Origin of the sequence: Shewanella sairae, assembly GCF_023283535.1 — a bacterium.
GTDB classification, from domain to species: Bacteria; Pseudomonadota; Gammaproteobacteria; order Enterobacterales; family Shewanellaceae; genus Shewanella; species Shewanella sairae.
This window is the reverse complement of sequence record NZ_JAKILT010000032.1, coordinates 20,739-36,799: the sequence shown is the minus strand read 5'-3', so window position 1 is coordinate 36,799 and position 16,061 is coordinate 20,739. Positions and strand designations below refer to the sequence as shown.

Here is a 16,061-nt window from a genome sequence, read left to right as displayed (position 1 = left end):
GTGTGGTTATACTGTAATTAAGGAAGCGCTTAAAACAGGATGTACCATAACCGATGAATACTGACTCAATTTTTACGACGGATCTGTTTTTGCTGGACAATCCTAATGACTTAATCTCAATTGATAAGTGGCAGAAAACCGTCAACCTGCTAGCTGAGCTGTTTGAGGCTCCAGCAGGTTTTTTGGTTCAATATACTAAAGAAGGCTTTCAGGTCACCATTTCTAGCGAACAAGAAACCAATCCATATCCCTCTGGTATTGTTATTGACCCCCAAGCGAATATCTTTTGCCGTAAAATTGTTGAAACCGGCGAAGCACTTTACGTTAATAATGCAATGCTCGACCCTTGCTGGGACACTAATCCTGAAGTACATAATGACGGTTTTAGATCTTACTTAGGAGTACCTGTTTTTTGGCCATGTGGATCGGCATTTGGTACATTCTGCGTGATGGATTATCAAGAAACGGATTACAAAAAAAGTTATATCGAATTAATTACTCAGCTAAAAGAGCTTTTAGAGTCAGATCTCGCTTTAATCGGTAGTTATGCGCAAATGCAACAATTAGCCATTACCGATCCTCTCTGTAATGTAAATAACCGACGTGGCTTTAATATTTTGGCTGAGCAGCGTATTAAACTTGCGAAACGTACAGGCGGCTTGCTCTGTTTGTTATACCTAGATATTGATCAGTTTAAATGTGTTAACGATAAGTTTGGTCATGGCGTTGGTGACGCAGTTTTGCAATCTGTTGCGCAAGTTTTAAGTGACACCGTACGCGAGGCCGACGTGGTCGGACGCTTGGGAGGAGATGAGTTTGTTGCTTTGATTGCTTTAGATAATATGTCTGGGCTTGCTAACATCAAACAGCGTTTAACTGATGCTTTTGAAAAGGTACAAAACGCATCTTCTATCCCTAAGGTTACCGTATCTATTGGCAGTACTTTTATTACTGAGTCAGAAGACATTAGTGATTTATTGGATGCTGCAGACCGAGATATGTTAGATAAAAAGCGAGGTTTGGCTAGGTAAAAGAGTCGTTAGTCTCTAATAAAATTGCACTGGCAACACTGTACCAGTGCAGTTTTAATTAAGATTTAATATCAGTAAATATGAGCCATTGACGTCGGCCCATTTCAAGCACTATACCTGTTGCTAAACCAGCAGCGGTATTAACCAGTAAGCAAATCGCTGCCGTTGATAAAATCACAAAAATACAGAAAGGTTTACCATCGATAAATCGCTGCGACCATGCCAGTTGCGTCCCCGCAATCGCCAGTAAACTACCTAAAACGGCCAACGGGATAAGGGATAACACACCTGCGATACCTTGTCCCCAGAACGCAGCTATCAGTAAGCAACTGCTACCGAAAATCGTTGGCGCTAGCCAAGTTCGTGCGCCAAAGTGATGTTGCACCGCAAGGCCGCCGGCACCATGACACATAGCGGTTGCGCCAAAAGGTGCTAGCAATAAATTAGCCCAGCCTGAGCTGGTGGCAAAGCGCTTAGGGGCAAAGGCCGCATCACCATCTTCGGGGAACTTCTGTTTTGCCATAGCAGAGGTGGCAATGACGGCATTGGTGAGTGTTAGCGCGAGTTGCGGTAGCACTAATAAGCCAGCAGCAGAGGTCCATTCATCAAGGCTTGGCCAAATAAATTGCCAAGGGGTTGAGACGGACAGATCGAAGCTAGGTGCCGTGCCGCTATTAAGCTGCCAAACAATGCCGAGCACGATGACTAAAGGCATTGCCAAATAGCGCATAGGCAAGAACTTACTGGCAAATAACGCGATGAAAGCCACAAGACCCACAAGCCAAGTTTGACTCATCATCTGACCGCCCATCCACATAAGCTGCAAACCAATGGCTAGCTGAATACCTATGCTGATGGCTGGAGACAACTGCTTGGCCATCCAAGTGATGGCGCCGCTGTAAGCAAGGACTAATAGAATAAGCCCCATTAACATACCGCTAGCTTGCAGCATTCCAGGTGTTAGCCCTTGCGCAATAACTAGTGCAGTGATGACCTTCATCGGTTGTACAGGAATAGGGCGTCGATAAAAGTAAGCGGTAAATAGCGCAAATAGACCAAAGCCTACAAATATCCCTTGGGGGGAGAAATGATTAAGGGCTATTAGACCTAACGCGAGGGGAAGAAAAGTACCTAGATCGGCAAAAGCGCCGCTAAACTCTCCTGAATACTGGTTAACACTATCAAATTTATTGGTCTTACATCTCATATAGCTTGCCGTGGGAAAAGAACGCTATAACTATCGCAAGATTGATGCCAGATTTTAAAAGGAATAATGGGAGCAAAATGCTGTTAAGGCGGCAATAGTCCAACCGAGTTGAGACAAGTTGGCTCCCGCTTTAATTTTAAATGGTCAATTGGTCTAATATTCGTGAATACTGATTTTTAATGATTGAGAACACAGTAAAGAAAAATCACCTAAAGCAGAAAACTTTAGGTGATTCAGTTACATCAAAGATTGATTAATCATCAATTGATGCACAACTATGGTCAAGATGAACTAAAGTAAGTCTGATTTATGGCTGTTGGCGAGTTGGCGCTAATACGATTTCACGCACACATACATTTTGTGGCTGTTCAAATGCAAATACTGCAGCATCTGCAACCGCTGTTGGGTCCATTACACCGCCCATAAACTCTTTCCAGTCGTTATAACCGTCTTTGATTTCTTCGCTGGTGGTATGGCTCAGCAGTGCTGTTTCAACTGCACCAGGTGCAATTGTTATCATGCGCACGTCATCCATGGCCACTTCTTCACGGATGTTTTCAGTGAGTGCGTGTACTGCAAACTTAGTTGCACAGTAAGCGGCGTGGTTCGGGAATGTCTTACGGCCAGCAACTGAGCTTACGTTGATAATAGTACCGGTTTTACGGGCTTTCATATCTGCTAGTACTGCATGAATACCGTTTAGTACGCCCATCACGTTGATGTTAAGCATACGACTCCATTCTGCAGGATCTTGCACGTCAGCAGCGCCTAGTAGCATTACGCCAGCGTTGTTAATTAGGCAACCTACTGGGCCAAACTTAGCTTCAGCTTCTGCGATAGCGGCTTTCATTGCATCGGCATCGGTAACATCAACACTAATTGATAAGCTGTTTTCTAAACCTAGCGCTTGCATCGGCTCAACACGACGGGCCAATAAAAGAAGAGGGTGGCCTTTAGCGCTAAATGCTTGAGCCATGGCTGCGCCAATACCAGAAGATGCACCTGTAATAACGATTAATTGTTTCATATCAGCCTCAATAAAAAGGTTATGTTGTTAAGTTGCGAGTATTTTAACTAAGGGATGATTGTTGATATATAATCTATAGCGAACAAGATTGTTTACACACAACTCCTAATGGGGCGCTTCTACTTATGTATCAAGATTTAAATCTAGCAGATGTGCGCGCCTTTACCGTGATAGCGGAAAAAGGCAGTTTCACTATTGCTGCAGAGAAGCTCGGTTGCTCTCGCTCTCATCTATCTAAGCAGTTAACTCAGCTTGAACGCTATTTAGGGGTGACTTTGATTACTCGTACAACAAGGGCGCAGCGACTAACTGAGCAAGGGCAGTTCTTTTATGAGCGTTGCCAGCATGCACTTGATGTGATGGAGCAAGCGGTGGCTAAAACGGTTGATGATGCCCATAACTTGCAAGGAAAAATCAATATCAACTGTGTTGGTGGCTACATAGGCGAAGATATCGTCAATCAGTTGGTGAACGACTTTATGAGTCAGCATCCCAATATTCAAATTCATCTCGACTTTAGCAGCCAGCGTGTTGACTTGGTACTGGATGAGTTTGATTTGGTGTTTCGTATGGGCGAACTTGAAGACTCAAGCCTAGTGGCGCGCAAGTTAATGGATATTGCTAATTGCACGTTAGCTGCTCCCAGCTATATCGAAAAACACGGTAGGCCGCAGCACCCTAAAGATCTAAAAGCTCACGCCTGTGTTACTGGCTCTGTTTATCATTGGAATTACCATCGTAAAGGCGATAAAAGCCAGAAAACAGAGGTAACAATTGCTGGCGCCTTGTTATGTAAAAATGGTCGGGTAATGAAAAGCAGTGCACTAGCTGGCAATGGCATTGTTAGGCTACCGGAGATTTATTGCAGTGCGGAGCTGGATAGTGGTGAGTTAGTACACGTTTTTGATGAGTGGACCATCTCTGATACACCGTTATATTTGCTGTACAACAAAGACCAGTTTCAACCCGCAAGACTAAAACAATTTATAGAATTTACCATGCAAAATTTTATGCAGTACGTTGAGTTACCTGAGGTCAGGCGTTAGTGAAAATGGATCATATAAATTGTGATGATTTGAGGGGGAATTGAAATTTTATTTAAAAACGTATTTTGTCGTCCCAATTAGCTTTTTTTGTCTTAGAATATTCTAAGAACAAAAAATAACCTTTTTTCGTTTTTAGCCGTATTGCAGCTTAAAGCGTTAAGGAAATAAAAAAGGTGGGATGGATGAAAGGATATAAAATAGCGTTAGCTTGTGCCTTATTACCCTGCTTTTCAGCGCTAGCAGATCAAGGCTCTTACCTTGTTCATCGTGCTGCCGTGGGGGGCGTAGCTGCGGCTTATATTGAAGGTAAGGCCTTTGTTAATCCTGCTTTATTAGCGCTTAACAGTCACAAAAACAATGCGACAGAGCGGCTAACACCTGCTCAAGGCTCTGCTCTAGATACAGTACAAACGCTGACAAAATCTATCGAGGTTAGACCGCATGATACTTCCGGCTCGGCAAAGGATTATAACCAGCTTGCGTTAACCTTCAATTCAAGAAATAGCACAGACACTCACTCTTACGGCAATAATTTAGGCTTAATCAAAGGTCACTCAACTTATACCAGTGTGGCGCTTGAGCCTGTCGCTTCGAACTCGATAATGTCGTTGACCAGCTTTTACCAAACTGAAGATACAGCGATAGAGCTTGGCGATGCAATTCAATCTGAACTCGGGGCTACAAATCGATTCGCTAATGCGTCTGTTGACGTAGTGAGCCTTGATGAGCAAAGCCCTTTGATCAGCAGTCGGGTTTCTGACTTTGGGGTTGCCATGAGCTTTCCATTATCGATTGTGAATATGCCCATCGCGGTAGGTGTATCGCCTAAATTACAACGAGTTGATACTTACCATTCCCTTGGTAATGCACCACACTTTGATGCTAGCGCTGGCGAGTTGAACGGTTTTGATGATCGCTATCGCAACGATGCAATTCACTTTAATGTCGATGTCGGCATTGCGATGCAGCCATTGGCGGGTTTAACTGTGGAGCTGTCTGGGCGTAACCTCATAGATAAAGAGCACGATACGATAGCATTAAACGGACAGCAATTAACTTACCAAGTCGAGCCACTCGTCAAGGCGGGAGTCGCTTATGATTGGCAGAGCTTGTCAGTTAGCACGGATATCGACCTCATCGAGAATAATCAATTTAAGCAGCTTAAAGGCGCACAGTATTGGCGACTTGGCGGTGAAATGAAAGCCTTTGATTGGATGTCGGTAAGAGTGGGTTATCGCCATGATATGCAAGATGCCGGTGGCGATATTTATTCTTTAGGTTCAGGCTTTACTATTGGAGAGTCTTTCTCGTTAGATTTTACCGGCATGTTTGGTAATGACAATGCGCTAGGAGGTGTACTCAGGACCTCCTATCACTTCTGACACCCGCTTAAGTCAGCTCAATAATCGATTTAATCGTTAAGATTAATGCGCTCACACCACATAAAAACAGGGTTAATGCTCTGGTTTTTTGCTTGTCGACTCGGCCAACTAACCGACCTGCCACCAGGTAGCCTAGCACTACAGATGGCAGCAACATTAATGAGATATAAAAATGCTCAAGCGTCAGTAAACCTGCAAATGCTAATATGGTTAGCGCTATCATTGAGCTAAAGATAAAGAATGCTGATAAAGCCGCGCGAAATTGGCCAGCATCTTTGCCTGACAGCAAAATGGCTAGTGGTGGTCCACCAATAGCGGCAATATTGCCAAATACGCCGGATAAGACTCCGGCGACAAATAAGCTAAAACGATTCACCGGGATACTGAATTTCATCAAGCTTAAAGCCACTGCTAAGCCAACAATGCCGGCGATGGCTAAGCCTAATATGGGTTGCGGCGCGATAATAATCAGTGTTGCACCGAGTATGCCTCCAGGAACTCGTCCAAGTAGCGCGTATTGCAGGCCATTAAACTCTAACTGGCCGCGCTCTCTAAATAGCGTTAACAGCGCAATAGAAAAGCCCATCATGATAACAGGGGCTGGTACTAAGCTTGGATCGATAATATAAAGTAGAGGACTGGCGACGACTGCCAAGCCAAAACCAATAAGGCTTTGAGTTAATGCGCCACAGAAAATAATTAGTGAGGCGAGTAAAAGCGTAACAGGATCGATCATCGGTTTATCCAGCCATTAGCGAGAAACTTATCTAGCCTTGGCATTATTGAAGCTATATTATACCAATTAGTATAAGTAGTTGATCTACTCAGAGCGTTTTTGGCAACCTAATTCAAGGCGAATGACTGAAAGAATGGTTGTTCCCTTGTGAAGTTATTTAACGCTGAAGTAGGCAGCCAAACACGCTCCAGAATGGCGAGTTTTAGCGGCTCTGATACTGCGTTAACAAGCTTGAACGTAGAATCACTATGCTCTTCACTCGTTGCCTTGTCTCAGTGCCGCTAAATTCTCGCTGAGCGACCAAATCTTTATACTAATTGGTATTAGGGCTCTGTAAACAAACAAGGACTGCTTAGCAGTCCTTGTTTGTTTTTAATGTCTTTGATAATCAATGAAGATTATTCAAGTTCTTCCCACTCAATGCCCATCTCATCCATCAAACGTTTCACTTCTGCAGGCATGCTGTCAGGTTTATCTTTGGTAAGATCGGCATCGTTTGGTAATGGCTGGCCTGTATACGCATGCAAAAATGCTTCGCATAACAGTTCGCTGTTTGTGGCGTGACGCAAGTTGTTCACTTGGCGGCGGGTGCGTTCATCGGTAAGTACTTTAAGTACTTTCAAAGGAATGGACACAGTAATTTTTTTCACTTGTTCATTCTTTTTGCCGTGTTCAGCATATGGGCTGATATAATCGCCATTCCACTCAGTCATTGACTCACCTGTTATTTCAAAATTCGGGGCAGATTTTAACCCTTTAAATTGTGCAGTCAAATTATTGCCTCTTATTTATGACAATTGCAAATAGATTTCTATATGCATGGACGTCTAAACGGCTAAAGTGGTTGACGAAGGGGTAAGGCTTCGGTACATTTAGACGTCCAGACATCTCTAATAACAAATCAGTATCATAAGGGAGTAGTACATGACTGAGCGTAAACTCGCCACTGCGGCGGTGCGTCAAGGCATTGAGTCCGATAGCCAACATGGTGCCGTTGTTCCACCGATATACCTATCAACTAACTACTCTTTTGATGGACATAAAAATCCAAGAGATTTCGACTACAGCCGCTCAGGTAACCCAACCCGCTCTATTTTAGGTGATGCGATTGCCGAACTCGAAAAGGGCGCGACAGGAGTGGTAACTTGCACCGGAATGGCAGCTATTACCCTTGCTACAAGCTTGCTTGGCCCAGAAGATTTAATTGTTGTGCCACATGACTGCTACGGTGGTAGTTATCGACTCTTTACTAATTTGGCGAAGAAGGGCCAGTTTAAGCTAATAGTGGTTGACCAAACTGACTCACAAGCACTTAACCAAGCGATTGCACAAAAACCTAAGATGGTTTGGTTAGAGACACCATCTAACCCGCTATTACGCGTGGTTGATATCGAGGCTATTTGTGCGGCGAGCCATGAAGTGGGCGCACTCGTTGTAGTAGACAACACTTTCTTGTCGCCTATTTTGCAGCAACCACTGTTATTAGGTGCTGATATTGTGATTCACTCCACCACCAAATACATTAATGGTCACAGTGATGTTGTCGGTGGCGCCGTGGTTGCCAAAGACCCAGAAGTGGGTGAATTGCTGCATTGGTGGTCAAATACCTTGGGCTTAACTGGCTCAGCATTTGACAGCTATCTCACTTTGCGCGGAATTCGCACACTTGCAGTGCGAATTCGTGAACATCAGGCGAATGCACAGCGAATTCTTGATACTCTAGTCAACCATAAAGCGGTATCAAAGATTTATTATCCTGGGCTTAAAGATCACCCTGGACATGCCATTGCTGCAAAGCAGCAAAAAGGCTTTGGCGCCATGTTGAGCTTTGAGCTTGAAGGTGGCGAGCCGCAGTTAGTGGCATTCTTAAAAAATCTTAATTATTTTTCAGTTGCAGAAAGTCTCGGCGGCGTGGAAAGCTTAGTGGCTGTTCCAGCGACGATGACACATAGAGCGATGGAGCCTGAAGCTCGGGCTGAAGCTGGCGTAAAAGATACGCTAATCCGTCTTTCTGTTGGTATCGAAGATGCTGACGATCTTGTCGCCGATATTGAAGCTGCGCTTAATGCCGCAGCTGCTTGTTAATTAAAGGGGTATACGATGGCACGCTGTCACTTACATAAATTTGGTGGCTCTAGTCTGGCTGATGCAGACTGTTACCGTCGCGTTGCTCATATCTTACTGACACACGGTCACAGCGATGACTTGGTTGTAGTGTCAGCTGCGGGTAAAAGCACTAACTTTTTATATAAGTTGCTTGAGCTAAGTGCCACTAAGCAGTTGTGGCAAGAAGAGCTGCAAACGCTGATTAGTTTTCAGCAAAACCTAATCGAGCAACTGCTTTCTAATGAGCAAGCGCGTTCATTGCGCGAACGTTTATCTACGGATCAGTCACAACTGATCAGCTTGTTATCTATTACATCGATTAATGATTACCAAAGCAGCCAAGTGGTGAGCTTTGGTGAGCGTTGGTCTGCACGTTTATTGGCGGCGTTGCTTCGTGAATCAGGTGTTGCGGCATCCGATGTTGATGCGCGCACTTTGTTAATCGCCGATGAAGCGGCGGTGCCACAAATTCGCCTGCAAGAATCTCGTCAACGTGTGCAAACCATGATCGAGACTCACCCTAATGAGCGTTTGATCATTACTGGTTTTATCTGCGCCAATGAGCGTGGCGATACCTTGCTACTTGGTCGCAATGGCTCGGACTTTAGCGCGACTTTGATTGCGAGTTTGGCAGATATTGAACGTGTCACCATTTGGACTGATGTCGAAGGTGTATTTAACGCTGACCCGAATAAAATCAATGACGCTAAGCTGCTAAGCAGTTTGTCGTTAGCTGAAGCTAATCGTTTAGCGCATTTAGGCTCGCCGGTATTGCATAACCGTACTTTGCAGCCACTGTTTGACACTGAAGTCAGCCTTGCAGTGCGTTCAAGCTACGCTTCGCACACTGATTTTACCTTGATTGCGCCTAAAAGCTCGTCAGCGAGCGCACCGGTAGTGACCAACTTAAATAGTGTGGCGCTATTTAACCTTGAGCTAAAAACCCAGTTTAAGCCGTTTATCGCTTTATTGGATGAAGCGGGTCTTAGCCCGTTAGCGCATTGGGAGCTAGGGCAGAATCGTGTCGAGTTAACAGTCACCCTTGAAAACCAAAAGCAGGTGCTTGCGTTACTCGAAACGAATAGCGAAGCGCTTGGTGTGAGTAATATTAAAATCACCGATAACTTAGGACTTGTTGCCTTAGTGAGCGCCGATGCTAACCTTTATCGCCGAGGTTTTGCACGTTTACTAAGCCGCAATGCTAGACCGCTATTTAACGATGGTATGAGCCTAGTGACGTTAGTGCCGCAAAGCCAAGTTAACTTGCTTACACAGAAAGTCCATCGTCGCTGCGCAGGCCCGCGTAAGCGTATTGGTGTGCTATTGCTCGGTGTGGGGAATATTGGTGAGGCTTGGGTTGAGTTATTTGCTAACGCGCAAGCGGCATTAAATAAAGAGCTAGAAGCCAGTGTTGAGCTAGTTGGTTTAGTGAGCTCGAAAAAAGCCCTTATTACTGATGACGGTATAGAGCTCGATAGCTGGAAGCAAACATTTGCAGCGCAAGCGACCCCGTGGCAGTACAATCATTTGTTTGACGATTTGCATGAGCTTGAGTGCGATGAAGTGATTGCACTCGATATCAGTGCCAGTGCTGATTTAACTTTGCAATACCCAGAATTTTTTGCCCGCGGCATTCACGTGGTGAGCGCTAATAAGCTAGCGGGGTCTGGTCCACTGCCATTCTATTTAGAGTTAAAGCAACAGTTAGATAATCGCCGTTTATTCTGGCGCTATAACGCCAGTTGTGGCGCAGGTTTGCCAGTGCAGCATGCGCTGAATGATTTGCATAACAGCGGCGACAGTATCGAAGCTGTTGGCGGTATTTTTTCTGGCACCTTATGCTGGCTGTTTGAAAACTTTGATGCTAAAAAACCGTTCTCAGAGCTAGTACTTGAAGCCAAAGGTCTAGGGATCACAGAGCCTGATCCGCGCGACGATTTATCGGGTCGAGATATGCAGCGTAAACTTCTAATCTTAGCGCGTGAAATTGGTTTTGAAATTGAGCTTGAAGATATTGAACTTAAGTCTTTAGTGCCGACAGCTTTAGCAGAGTTATCACTTGAGCAGTTCCTGTCGCGAATAGATGAACTCGATGCTGACATGCTGCAACAGTTTATGACCGCAGCAGAGCAAGATAAGGTACTGAGATATGTGGCATCGTTAGACAAGGTTGATGGCAAGTTAAAAGCTGGAGTTGGTATTCAATGGGTCGATAATAGTCATCCTTATGCCAACCTTACACCTGGCGATAACGTATTCGTTATCCGCAGTGAGTTTTATCAAGATAACCCGCTTATCATCAGGGGACCTGGTGCTGGCAGGCTGGTTACAGCTGCGGCAGTACAGTCGGATCTCGCTCATATCTGTCGTGATCTGTTACAAGAATAATTTTCATGTACTTCAATGAATAAACATTAAAAAGGACTCATTTGAGTCCTTTTTTGTTGTCTCAGCCCCATCCTAAATAACGTTTATATATTGTTCCAAGAAAAAAACTCATTTGCCTGCTTTTTAAGCTTGACTTCAATCTTAGTTTCTCTAGTATGTAGACATATAGACGTCCAAACGTCTAAATTAAAATAAAATCTAATGCTGAAGTTGAGGAAGTAGAAATGGGTTTTCATCATGCGCAACATGCTACGTCATTAAACCAGAGCCTATCTGAGCTAAATGGTGATATTAACGTTTCTTTTGAATTTTTCCCGCCTTCAACTCCAGAGATGGAAACATTACTTTGGAACTCCATTCGTCGATTAGAGCCACTTAACCCTAAGTTTGTCTCAGTCACCTACGGTGCCAACTCTGGGGTTCGTGATAGAACTCATAGCGTGATTGAGCGTATTCAAAACGAGACTAACTTATTGGCTGCACCCCACCTGACGTTAGTTGACGCAAGTGATGAAGAGTTAAAAGAGCTAGCGAAGCATTACTGGAACAGCGGTATTCGCGATATCGTCGCGCTACGTGGTGACTTACCAGATGGTAGCCCGAAACCTACGCGTTTTGCCAATGATCTTGTCAGCTTGCTGCGCTCTGTTGCTGATTTTGATATTTCTGTTGCGGCTTATCCAGAAGTGCACCCAGATGCGAGTAACGCACAGGCGGATCTGATTCACCTAAAGAAGAAAATTGATGCAGGTGCCAACCGCGCCATTACTCAGTTCTTCTTCGATGTAGAGTCATACTTACGTTTTCGTGACCGCTGCGCTGCAGCAGGTATTGAGGCAGAGATTGTGCCGGGCATTCTACCTGTGACTAACTTCAATCAAACTAAACGCTTTGCCGCGATGACAAATGTGTCTATTCCAAGCTGGTTACACCGTCAGTTTGAGGGGCTAGAAGATGATCCGACTACCCGCCAGATGGTTGGCGCGAATGTGGCGATTGATATGGTTAAAGTGCTATCACGTGAAGGCGTGAAAGACTTCCACTTCTACACACTAAACCGCGCTGAGCTGACCTATGCGATTTGCCACACATTAGGGGTTCGCCCTGGCAAGTAAATACTTAGCTAGCCTTAAGCAATAGAACCAACAACTTTTTGAGTTGTTGGTTTTTTTGTGTCTTTTGCTGGTAAGTCGCAGGCTCAACTTTCTTTCTATTTTAGGTATTGTGAACGCAGGAAAGCAGCAACTAATAAACCTAGCTGGTATATTCTTATAAAGTTTTGAAGCCAGATAGGCGAGCCTTGAGTGCGGAGCGCAGGCTTATAACGCTAATACTTCCTTGAGCGATACTAATTCTACAGCGGGTAACGAGAGTAAATAAGTGAAGCAACCAACAGAAAATTGCCCTTTATGCCAACAGCTAAATGCTTGTGCGGTTACATCGGGCGCCAATATTAATGATTGCTGGTGTAATAAACAGCCATATTTGACTACAGAGGGCCTAACAAAGGTGCTAACTGAAGAAATGTTAGCGGCACTTGATGGTAAAGCGTGTATTTGTGAGTCTTGTTTAAGTTCGATAAAAGCCGAACTTGCTGTAGAGCATGCTTTATATAAGCAAGTTGATTAATTCTAGACCAAGCTTGACTGTTTAAGGCACTATGCCGATCTTCTTTTATCTGTATCGAGCACATCATGGATACGCTTACTCAGCGTGCCGAGTTCAAACTCGGATTTATCTTTATTTCAGTCGCAGTACTTTTCTGGGGGCTGCTGCCCATCGCACTTAAACTATCGGGGATGTTTATCGATCCGGTAACTTTGACTTGGTTTCGATTTTTAGTCGCGTTAGTGGTGAGTTTTGCCATCCAATGTCTTAGTGGCAGTATTAAGCAGTTTAAAGACTTAGATCAAACGTCTTGGATTAAGTTGACCTTAGCGGGGATATTTTTAATTTTTAACTATGTGTCTTTTGTGTATTCTTTACAGTACTTAGCGCCGGGTTCTGCTCAGTTAAACTTCCAAACCGCGCCGTTCTTTTTAGCTTTCGGTGGCATGTTATTTTTTAAAGAAAAGCTCAATGCATTACAGCTTAGCTGCTTTGCTACGTTAGCATTAGGTATGTTGATGTTCTTCCATCCTTATCTCGGCTTTTCTGCTGGGCCTTCTGATGTATGGAAAGGAGTGTTGATTGTTCAATTCTCGGTTTTATCTTGGGCAAGCTACGCACTCATTCAAAAGTCGATGATTAAGCGATTGTCTCCAAATAACATATTGTTGTTCATTTACTTGTTTGGCATTTTTGCGATGGCGCCTTTTAGTGATTTAAGCCAATTTGCTGCAATGGATAGTAATGAGTGGGCTATTGCTATCTTTTGTGCGATTAATACCTTGATTGCGTATGGCTGCTTTGGTCAGTCAATGAAGTATTGGCCTACGGGGCAAGTAAGTGCGATGTTGGCGCTAACGCCAGTGATTAGTTTTACCTTAACGGCAATCGTGGTCAGTTTAGGATGGTGGAGTGACCTGATTAAAGGCGCGATTATCGACCCGTTATCCTTTAGCGGCATCGTACTGATTATAGCGTCAGTGATTGTTGTGCAGTTATCGCCTATCTGGCAAAAACGCAAGGCACTGAAAGTGAATAAGGCTGCAGCTTAGGATTTCAGCCTCAGCTTTAGAACTTAAAATAAATAGCCACCTTTTTAGGTGGCTATTTTATGCTTGTTGTTAACAGAGGCCTATCGATTGAATGGCTTCAAGTTGCCTGCCTTCAGCTCTTTTAATTCAGACTCAATGAACAGACTCTTAATGCTATTGGTGTTAGGTATTGGGGGATCAGTATAGCGAGCTGCTTATAGCAGACTTATACAAGAAGCATTGCAAGGAGGACTATTGTCAAAATTAAAGCCAAGGAGTGGGGGAGCTCTAAGTTGAGGCGAGCTTTAGTCACTGGTAACAGGTGATGTGAATGGCTTAATGAAAGGCAACAAAAAAGGAGCCATTAGGCTCCTTTTCTTTATCTAGTGATTGGAACAGGATGTTCCAAATACTAAAACTTATTCAGCGTCTTTTGGACCTTTACGGTGCGGCTTTCTGTCACCAGAAGGACGACGGTCGCTACGCTCACCACTTGCTGGGCGGCGGTCGTTACGTGGACGACGTGGTGGACGGCTGTCGCCACCTGAAGTATTAGCAAAAGTTTCGCCAGCAGCTTCACGGATGTTTAGTGGACGACCACAAACACGTACTTTTCTAAGATGCTGTAGCACTTCTTTTGGCATGCCATCAGGCAAGTCAATTGCTGTTACTTGGTCGAACAACTGGATTTGACCAATGTAACGGCTATCGATGTTTGCTTCGTTAGCAACTGCACCAACGATGTTACCTACACCAACACCATTGTCACGACCTACATCGATGATGTAACGGCACATCTTAACGTCTGGATTATCTTTAAGAGAATCAGCTGCACCTAAGTTTGCAGGTGTTGGACGAGACTCACGACGTGGACGGTCGCTACGATCACGTGGACCGCGGTCGTTGCGATCATTACGGTCACGAGAGTTACGGTCGTCACGGCTATCACGTTGACGTTCGTTCATTGCTGGTAACTGCAATGGACGGTCTTTCTGTACTTGGTGCAATAGTGCAGCAGCAAGCATATCTGTATCAACTTCTAGTTCTTGACAAAGAGTTGCAACTGCGCCCTTCATGAACTCAAGATCTTGAGAAATGATTTCAGCAACTTGCTCGCCTAGACGAGAAAGACGACGCTCAGTCACAGTCTCTGGGCTTGGTACGTCCATTGGAGAGATACGGCTCTTAGTTGCACGTTCGATAGTGCGTAGCATACGCATTTCACGGTGTGTAACGAAAAGAATCGCCATACCTGAACGACCAGCACGGCCTGTACGGCCAATACGGTGAACATAAGCTTCAGTGTCATATGGGATATCGTAGTTAACTACGTGTCCGATACGCTCAACGTCAAGACCACGCGCCGCAACGTCAGTTGCGATGATGATGTCTAGTTGGCCACGCTTAAGTTGGTCAACTGCACGCTCACGAGCTTGCTGGTTCATATCACCGTGTAGTGGTGAAGACGCATAGCCACGAGCTTCTAACTTTTCAGCTAGCTCAACACAGCTGTTACGAGTACGAACGAAGATAATGATACCTTCAGTCTTCTCTACTTCTAGAACACGCACTAGTGCTTCTAGTTTGTTGTGTTGTGATACTTGAACGAAACGCTGTTCAATTGTTTCAACCGTTGTATGAGTAGCAGCGATACTTACATGCTGAGGCTCATTTAGGTATTTGTTAGCAACACGCTTAATCTGCTCTGGCATAGTCGCAGAGAATAGCGCTAATTGGCGTGACTTAGGCGTGTGCTCTAGGATCCATTCGATATCATCGATGAAGCCCATTTTTAGCATTTCATCAGCTTCGTCCAAAACCATCGCTTTTAGGGTATCAAGCTTAAGAGTGCCACGACGCATATGGTCCATAACACGGCCTGGCGTACCAACGATGATTTGAGGGCCACGACGCAATGCATTTAATTGCTGGTGCATGCTTTGTCCGCCGTAAATTGGCAGAACGTGTAAGCCCTTCATGAATTTAGCATAGCTACCAAACGCTTCAGCAACCTGAACGGCAAGTTCACGTGTTGGCGCTAGTACTAGAATTTGTGGTGCATTAGTGTTTGGATCAATGCTGTTCAGTAAAGGTAGGGCGAAAGCACCTGTTTTACCTGTACCAGTTTGTGCTTGACCTAAAATATCTTTGCCAGCCATTAAAGGCTCGATACTTGCTGCCTGAATAGGAGTTGGTTTTTCGTAACCTAACTCGTCAAGAGCACGCAACAAAGGCTCGGCAAGACCGAGTTCGCGGAAAGTTTTTTCATTGGATGACATGGGTTGTAGCCTTGTGGAATAGCAGAGCACATAGAATGTGCCGATGTTTAATAGACAGAAAATCAACCCCGTGTCGACTTCCCGCACCGAAAACGTATCAGTAAGCCGACTAGTATAGCAGCACCCAATTGGTAATACCAATTAATCTTGAGTTTTTCTCCAATTTCAAAGCAAATAGTGCGCCAAATAGTGGTTTACGAAGAATGAAAAGTCAGTCTTT

Annotated in this window: 13 protein-coding genes; 8 read left to right on the top strand and 5 right to left on the bottom strand. The window is 44.5% G+C overall.

Annotated features, from left to right (window positions below):
* The first annotated feature begins 53 nt into the window (after positions 1 to 53).
* Entirely contained in the window at positions 54 to 1,031 is a 978-nt protein-coding gene (locus tag L2748_RS14040; RefSeq protein WP_220780657.1) for a sensor domain-containing diguanylate cyclase, read from the top strand.
* 58 nt (positions 1,032 to 1,089) lie between these two features.
* Here L2748_RS14040 and L2748_RS14035 read toward each other — a convergent pair whose 3' ends face one another.
* A complete protein-coding gene (locus L2748_RS14035; protein WP_220780658.1) occupies positions 1,090 to 2,238 on the bottom strand; it encodes a putative sulfate/molybdate transporter in 1,149 nt (382 codons plus the stop codon).
* A gap of 307 nt (positions 2,239 to 2,545) precedes the next feature.
* On the bottom strand, positions 2,546 to 3,265 hold the full coding sequence (locus tag L2748_RS14030; protein ID WP_220780659.1) for an SDR family oxidoreductase: 720 nt from the start codon (positions 3,263 to 3,265) through the stop codon (positions 2,546 to 2,548).
* A 125-nt stretch (positions 3,266 to 3,390) separates the two neighbouring features.
* Here L2748_RS14030 and L2748_RS14025 point away from each other — a divergent pair, with 125 nt between their 5' ends.
* Complete coding sequence (locus L2748_RS14025; protein WP_220780660.1) at positions 3,391 to 4,311, top strand: LysR family transcriptional regulator; 921 nt, start codon at positions 3,391 to 3,393, stop codon at positions 4,309 to 4,311.
* A gap of 182 nt (positions 4,312 to 4,493) precedes the next feature.
* Positions 4,494 to 5,693, top strand: coding sequence for a conjugal transfer protein TraF (gene traF / locus L2748_RS14020; protein ID WP_220780661.1), 1,200 nt, complete (start codon positions 4,494 to 4,496; stop codon positions 5,691 to 5,693).
* A 7-nt stretch (positions 5,694 to 5,700) separates the two neighbouring features.
* On the opposite strand, the gene L2748_RS14015 is transcribed toward traF, so the two are convergent.
* Both L2748_RS14015 and metJ read right to left on the bottom strand, forming a co-directional pair.
* Entirely contained in the window at positions 5,701 to 6,429 is a 729-nt protein-coding gene (locus L2748_RS14015; protein ID WP_220780662.1) for a sulfite exporter TauE/SafE family protein, read from the bottom strand.
* Positions 6,430 to 6,827: 398 nt separating this feature from the next.
* Positions 6,828 to 7,142 carry a met regulon transcriptional regulator MetJ gene (metJ, locus tag L2748_RS14010; RefSeq protein WP_012153825.1) on the bottom strand — a complete coding sequence of 105 codons (315 nt, stop codon included), beginning with the start codon at positions 7,140 to 7,142 and terminating at the stop codon, positions 6,828 to 6,830.
* 211 nt (positions 7,143 to 7,353) lie between these two features.
* Between metJ and metB the strand changes: the two genes are divergently transcribed.
* From metB to L2748_RS13985, 5 genes are all read left to right on the top strand, one after another.
* Entirely contained in the window at positions 7,354 to 8,514 is a 1,161-nt protein-coding gene (gene metB / locus L2748_RS14005; protein ID WP_220780663.1) for a cystathionine gamma-synthase, read from the top strand.
* 15 nt (positions 8,515 to 8,529) lie between these two features.
* Entirely contained in the window at positions 8,530 to 10,923 is a 2,394-nt protein-coding gene (locus L2748_RS14000; RefSeq protein WP_220780664.1) for a bifunctional aspartate kinase/homoserine dehydrogenase II, read from the top strand.
* Between the two features lie 224 nt (positions 10,924 to 11,147).
* Positions 11,148 to 12,038 (top strand): methylenetetrahydrofolate reductase, encoded by an 891-nt coding sequence (gene metF, locus L2748_RS13995; RefSeq protein WP_220780665.1) that lies wholly within the window; start codon positions 11,148 to 11,150, stop codon positions 12,036 to 12,038.
* A 265-nt stretch (positions 12,039 to 12,303) separates the two neighbouring features.
* Positions 12,304 to 12,552 carry a cysteine-rich CWC family protein gene (locus L2748_RS13990; RefSeq protein WP_220780666.1) on the top strand — a complete coding sequence of 83 codons (249 nt, stop codon included), beginning with the start codon at positions 12,304 to 12,306 and terminating at the stop codon, positions 12,550 to 12,552.
* A 65-nt stretch (positions 12,553 to 12,617) separates the two neighbouring features.
* Complete coding sequence (locus L2748_RS13985) at positions 12,618 to 13,583, top strand: DMT family transporter (protein ID WP_220780667.1); 966 nt, start codon at positions 12,618 to 12,620, stop codon at positions 13,581 to 13,583.
* Between the two features lie 398 nt (positions 13,584 to 13,981).
* On the opposite strand, the gene L2748_RS13980 is transcribed toward L2748_RS13985, so the two are convergent.
* Positions 13,982 to 15,841 carry a DEAD/DEAH box helicase gene (locus L2748_RS13980; protein WP_220780668.1) on the bottom strand — a complete coding sequence of 620 codons (1,860 nt, stop codon included), beginning with the start codon at positions 15,839 to 15,841 and terminating at the stop codon, positions 13,982 to 13,984.
* Positions 15,842 to 16,061: the final 220 nt, after the last annotated feature.

What these genes read in the sequence shown, in the direction of transcription:
- L2748_RS14030 (WP_220780659.1), bottom strand. Translation starts at nt 3,265, where the DNA reads ATGAAACAATTAATCGTTATTACAGGTGCATCTTCTGGTATTGGCGCA.
- metF (WP_220780665.1), top strand. Translation starts at nt 11,148, where the DNA reads ATGGGTTTTCATCATGCGCAACATGCTACGTCATTAAACCAGAGCCTA.
- L2748_RS14000 (WP_220780664.1), top strand. Translation starts at nt 8,530, where the DNA reads ATGGCACGCTGTCACTTACATAAATTTGGTGGCTCTAGTCTGGCTGAT.
- metB (WP_220780663.1), top strand. Translation starts at nt 7,354, where the DNA reads ATGACTGAGCGTAAACTCGCCACTGCGGCGGTGCGTCAAGGCATTGAG.
- metJ (WP_012153825.1), bottom strand. Translation starts at nt 7,142, where the DNA reads ATGACTGAGTGGAATGGCGATTATATCAGCCCATATGCTGAACACGGC.
- L2748_RS14025 (WP_220780660.1), top strand. Translation starts at nt 3,391, where the DNA reads ATGTATCAAGATTTAAATCTAGCAGATGTGCGCGCCTTTACCGTGATA.
- L2748_RS14040 (WP_220780657.1), top strand. Translation starts at nt 54, where the DNA reads ATGAATACTGACTCAATTTTTACGACGGATCTGTTTTTGCTGGACAAT.
- L2748_RS13985 (WP_220780667.1), top strand. Translation starts at nt 12,618, where the DNA reads ATGGATACGCTTACTCAGCGTGCCGAGTTCAAACTCGGATTTATCTTT.
- traF (WP_220780661.1), top strand. Translation starts at nt 4,494, where the DNA reads ATGAAAGGATATAAAATAGCGTTAGCTTGTGCCTTATTACCCTGCTTT.
- L2748_RS14015 (WP_220780662.1), bottom strand. Translation starts at nt 6,429, where the DNA reads ATGATCGATCCTGTTACGCTTTTACTCGCCTCACTAATTATTTTCTGT.
- L2748_RS13980 (WP_220780668.1), bottom strand. Translation starts at nt 15,841, where the DNA reads ATGTCATCCAATGAAAAAACTTTCCGCGAACTCGGTCTTGCCGAGCCT.
- L2748_RS14035 (WP_220780658.1), bottom strand. Translation starts at nt 2,238, where the DNA reads ATGAGATGTAAGACCAATAAATTTGATAGTGTTAACCAGTATTCAGGA.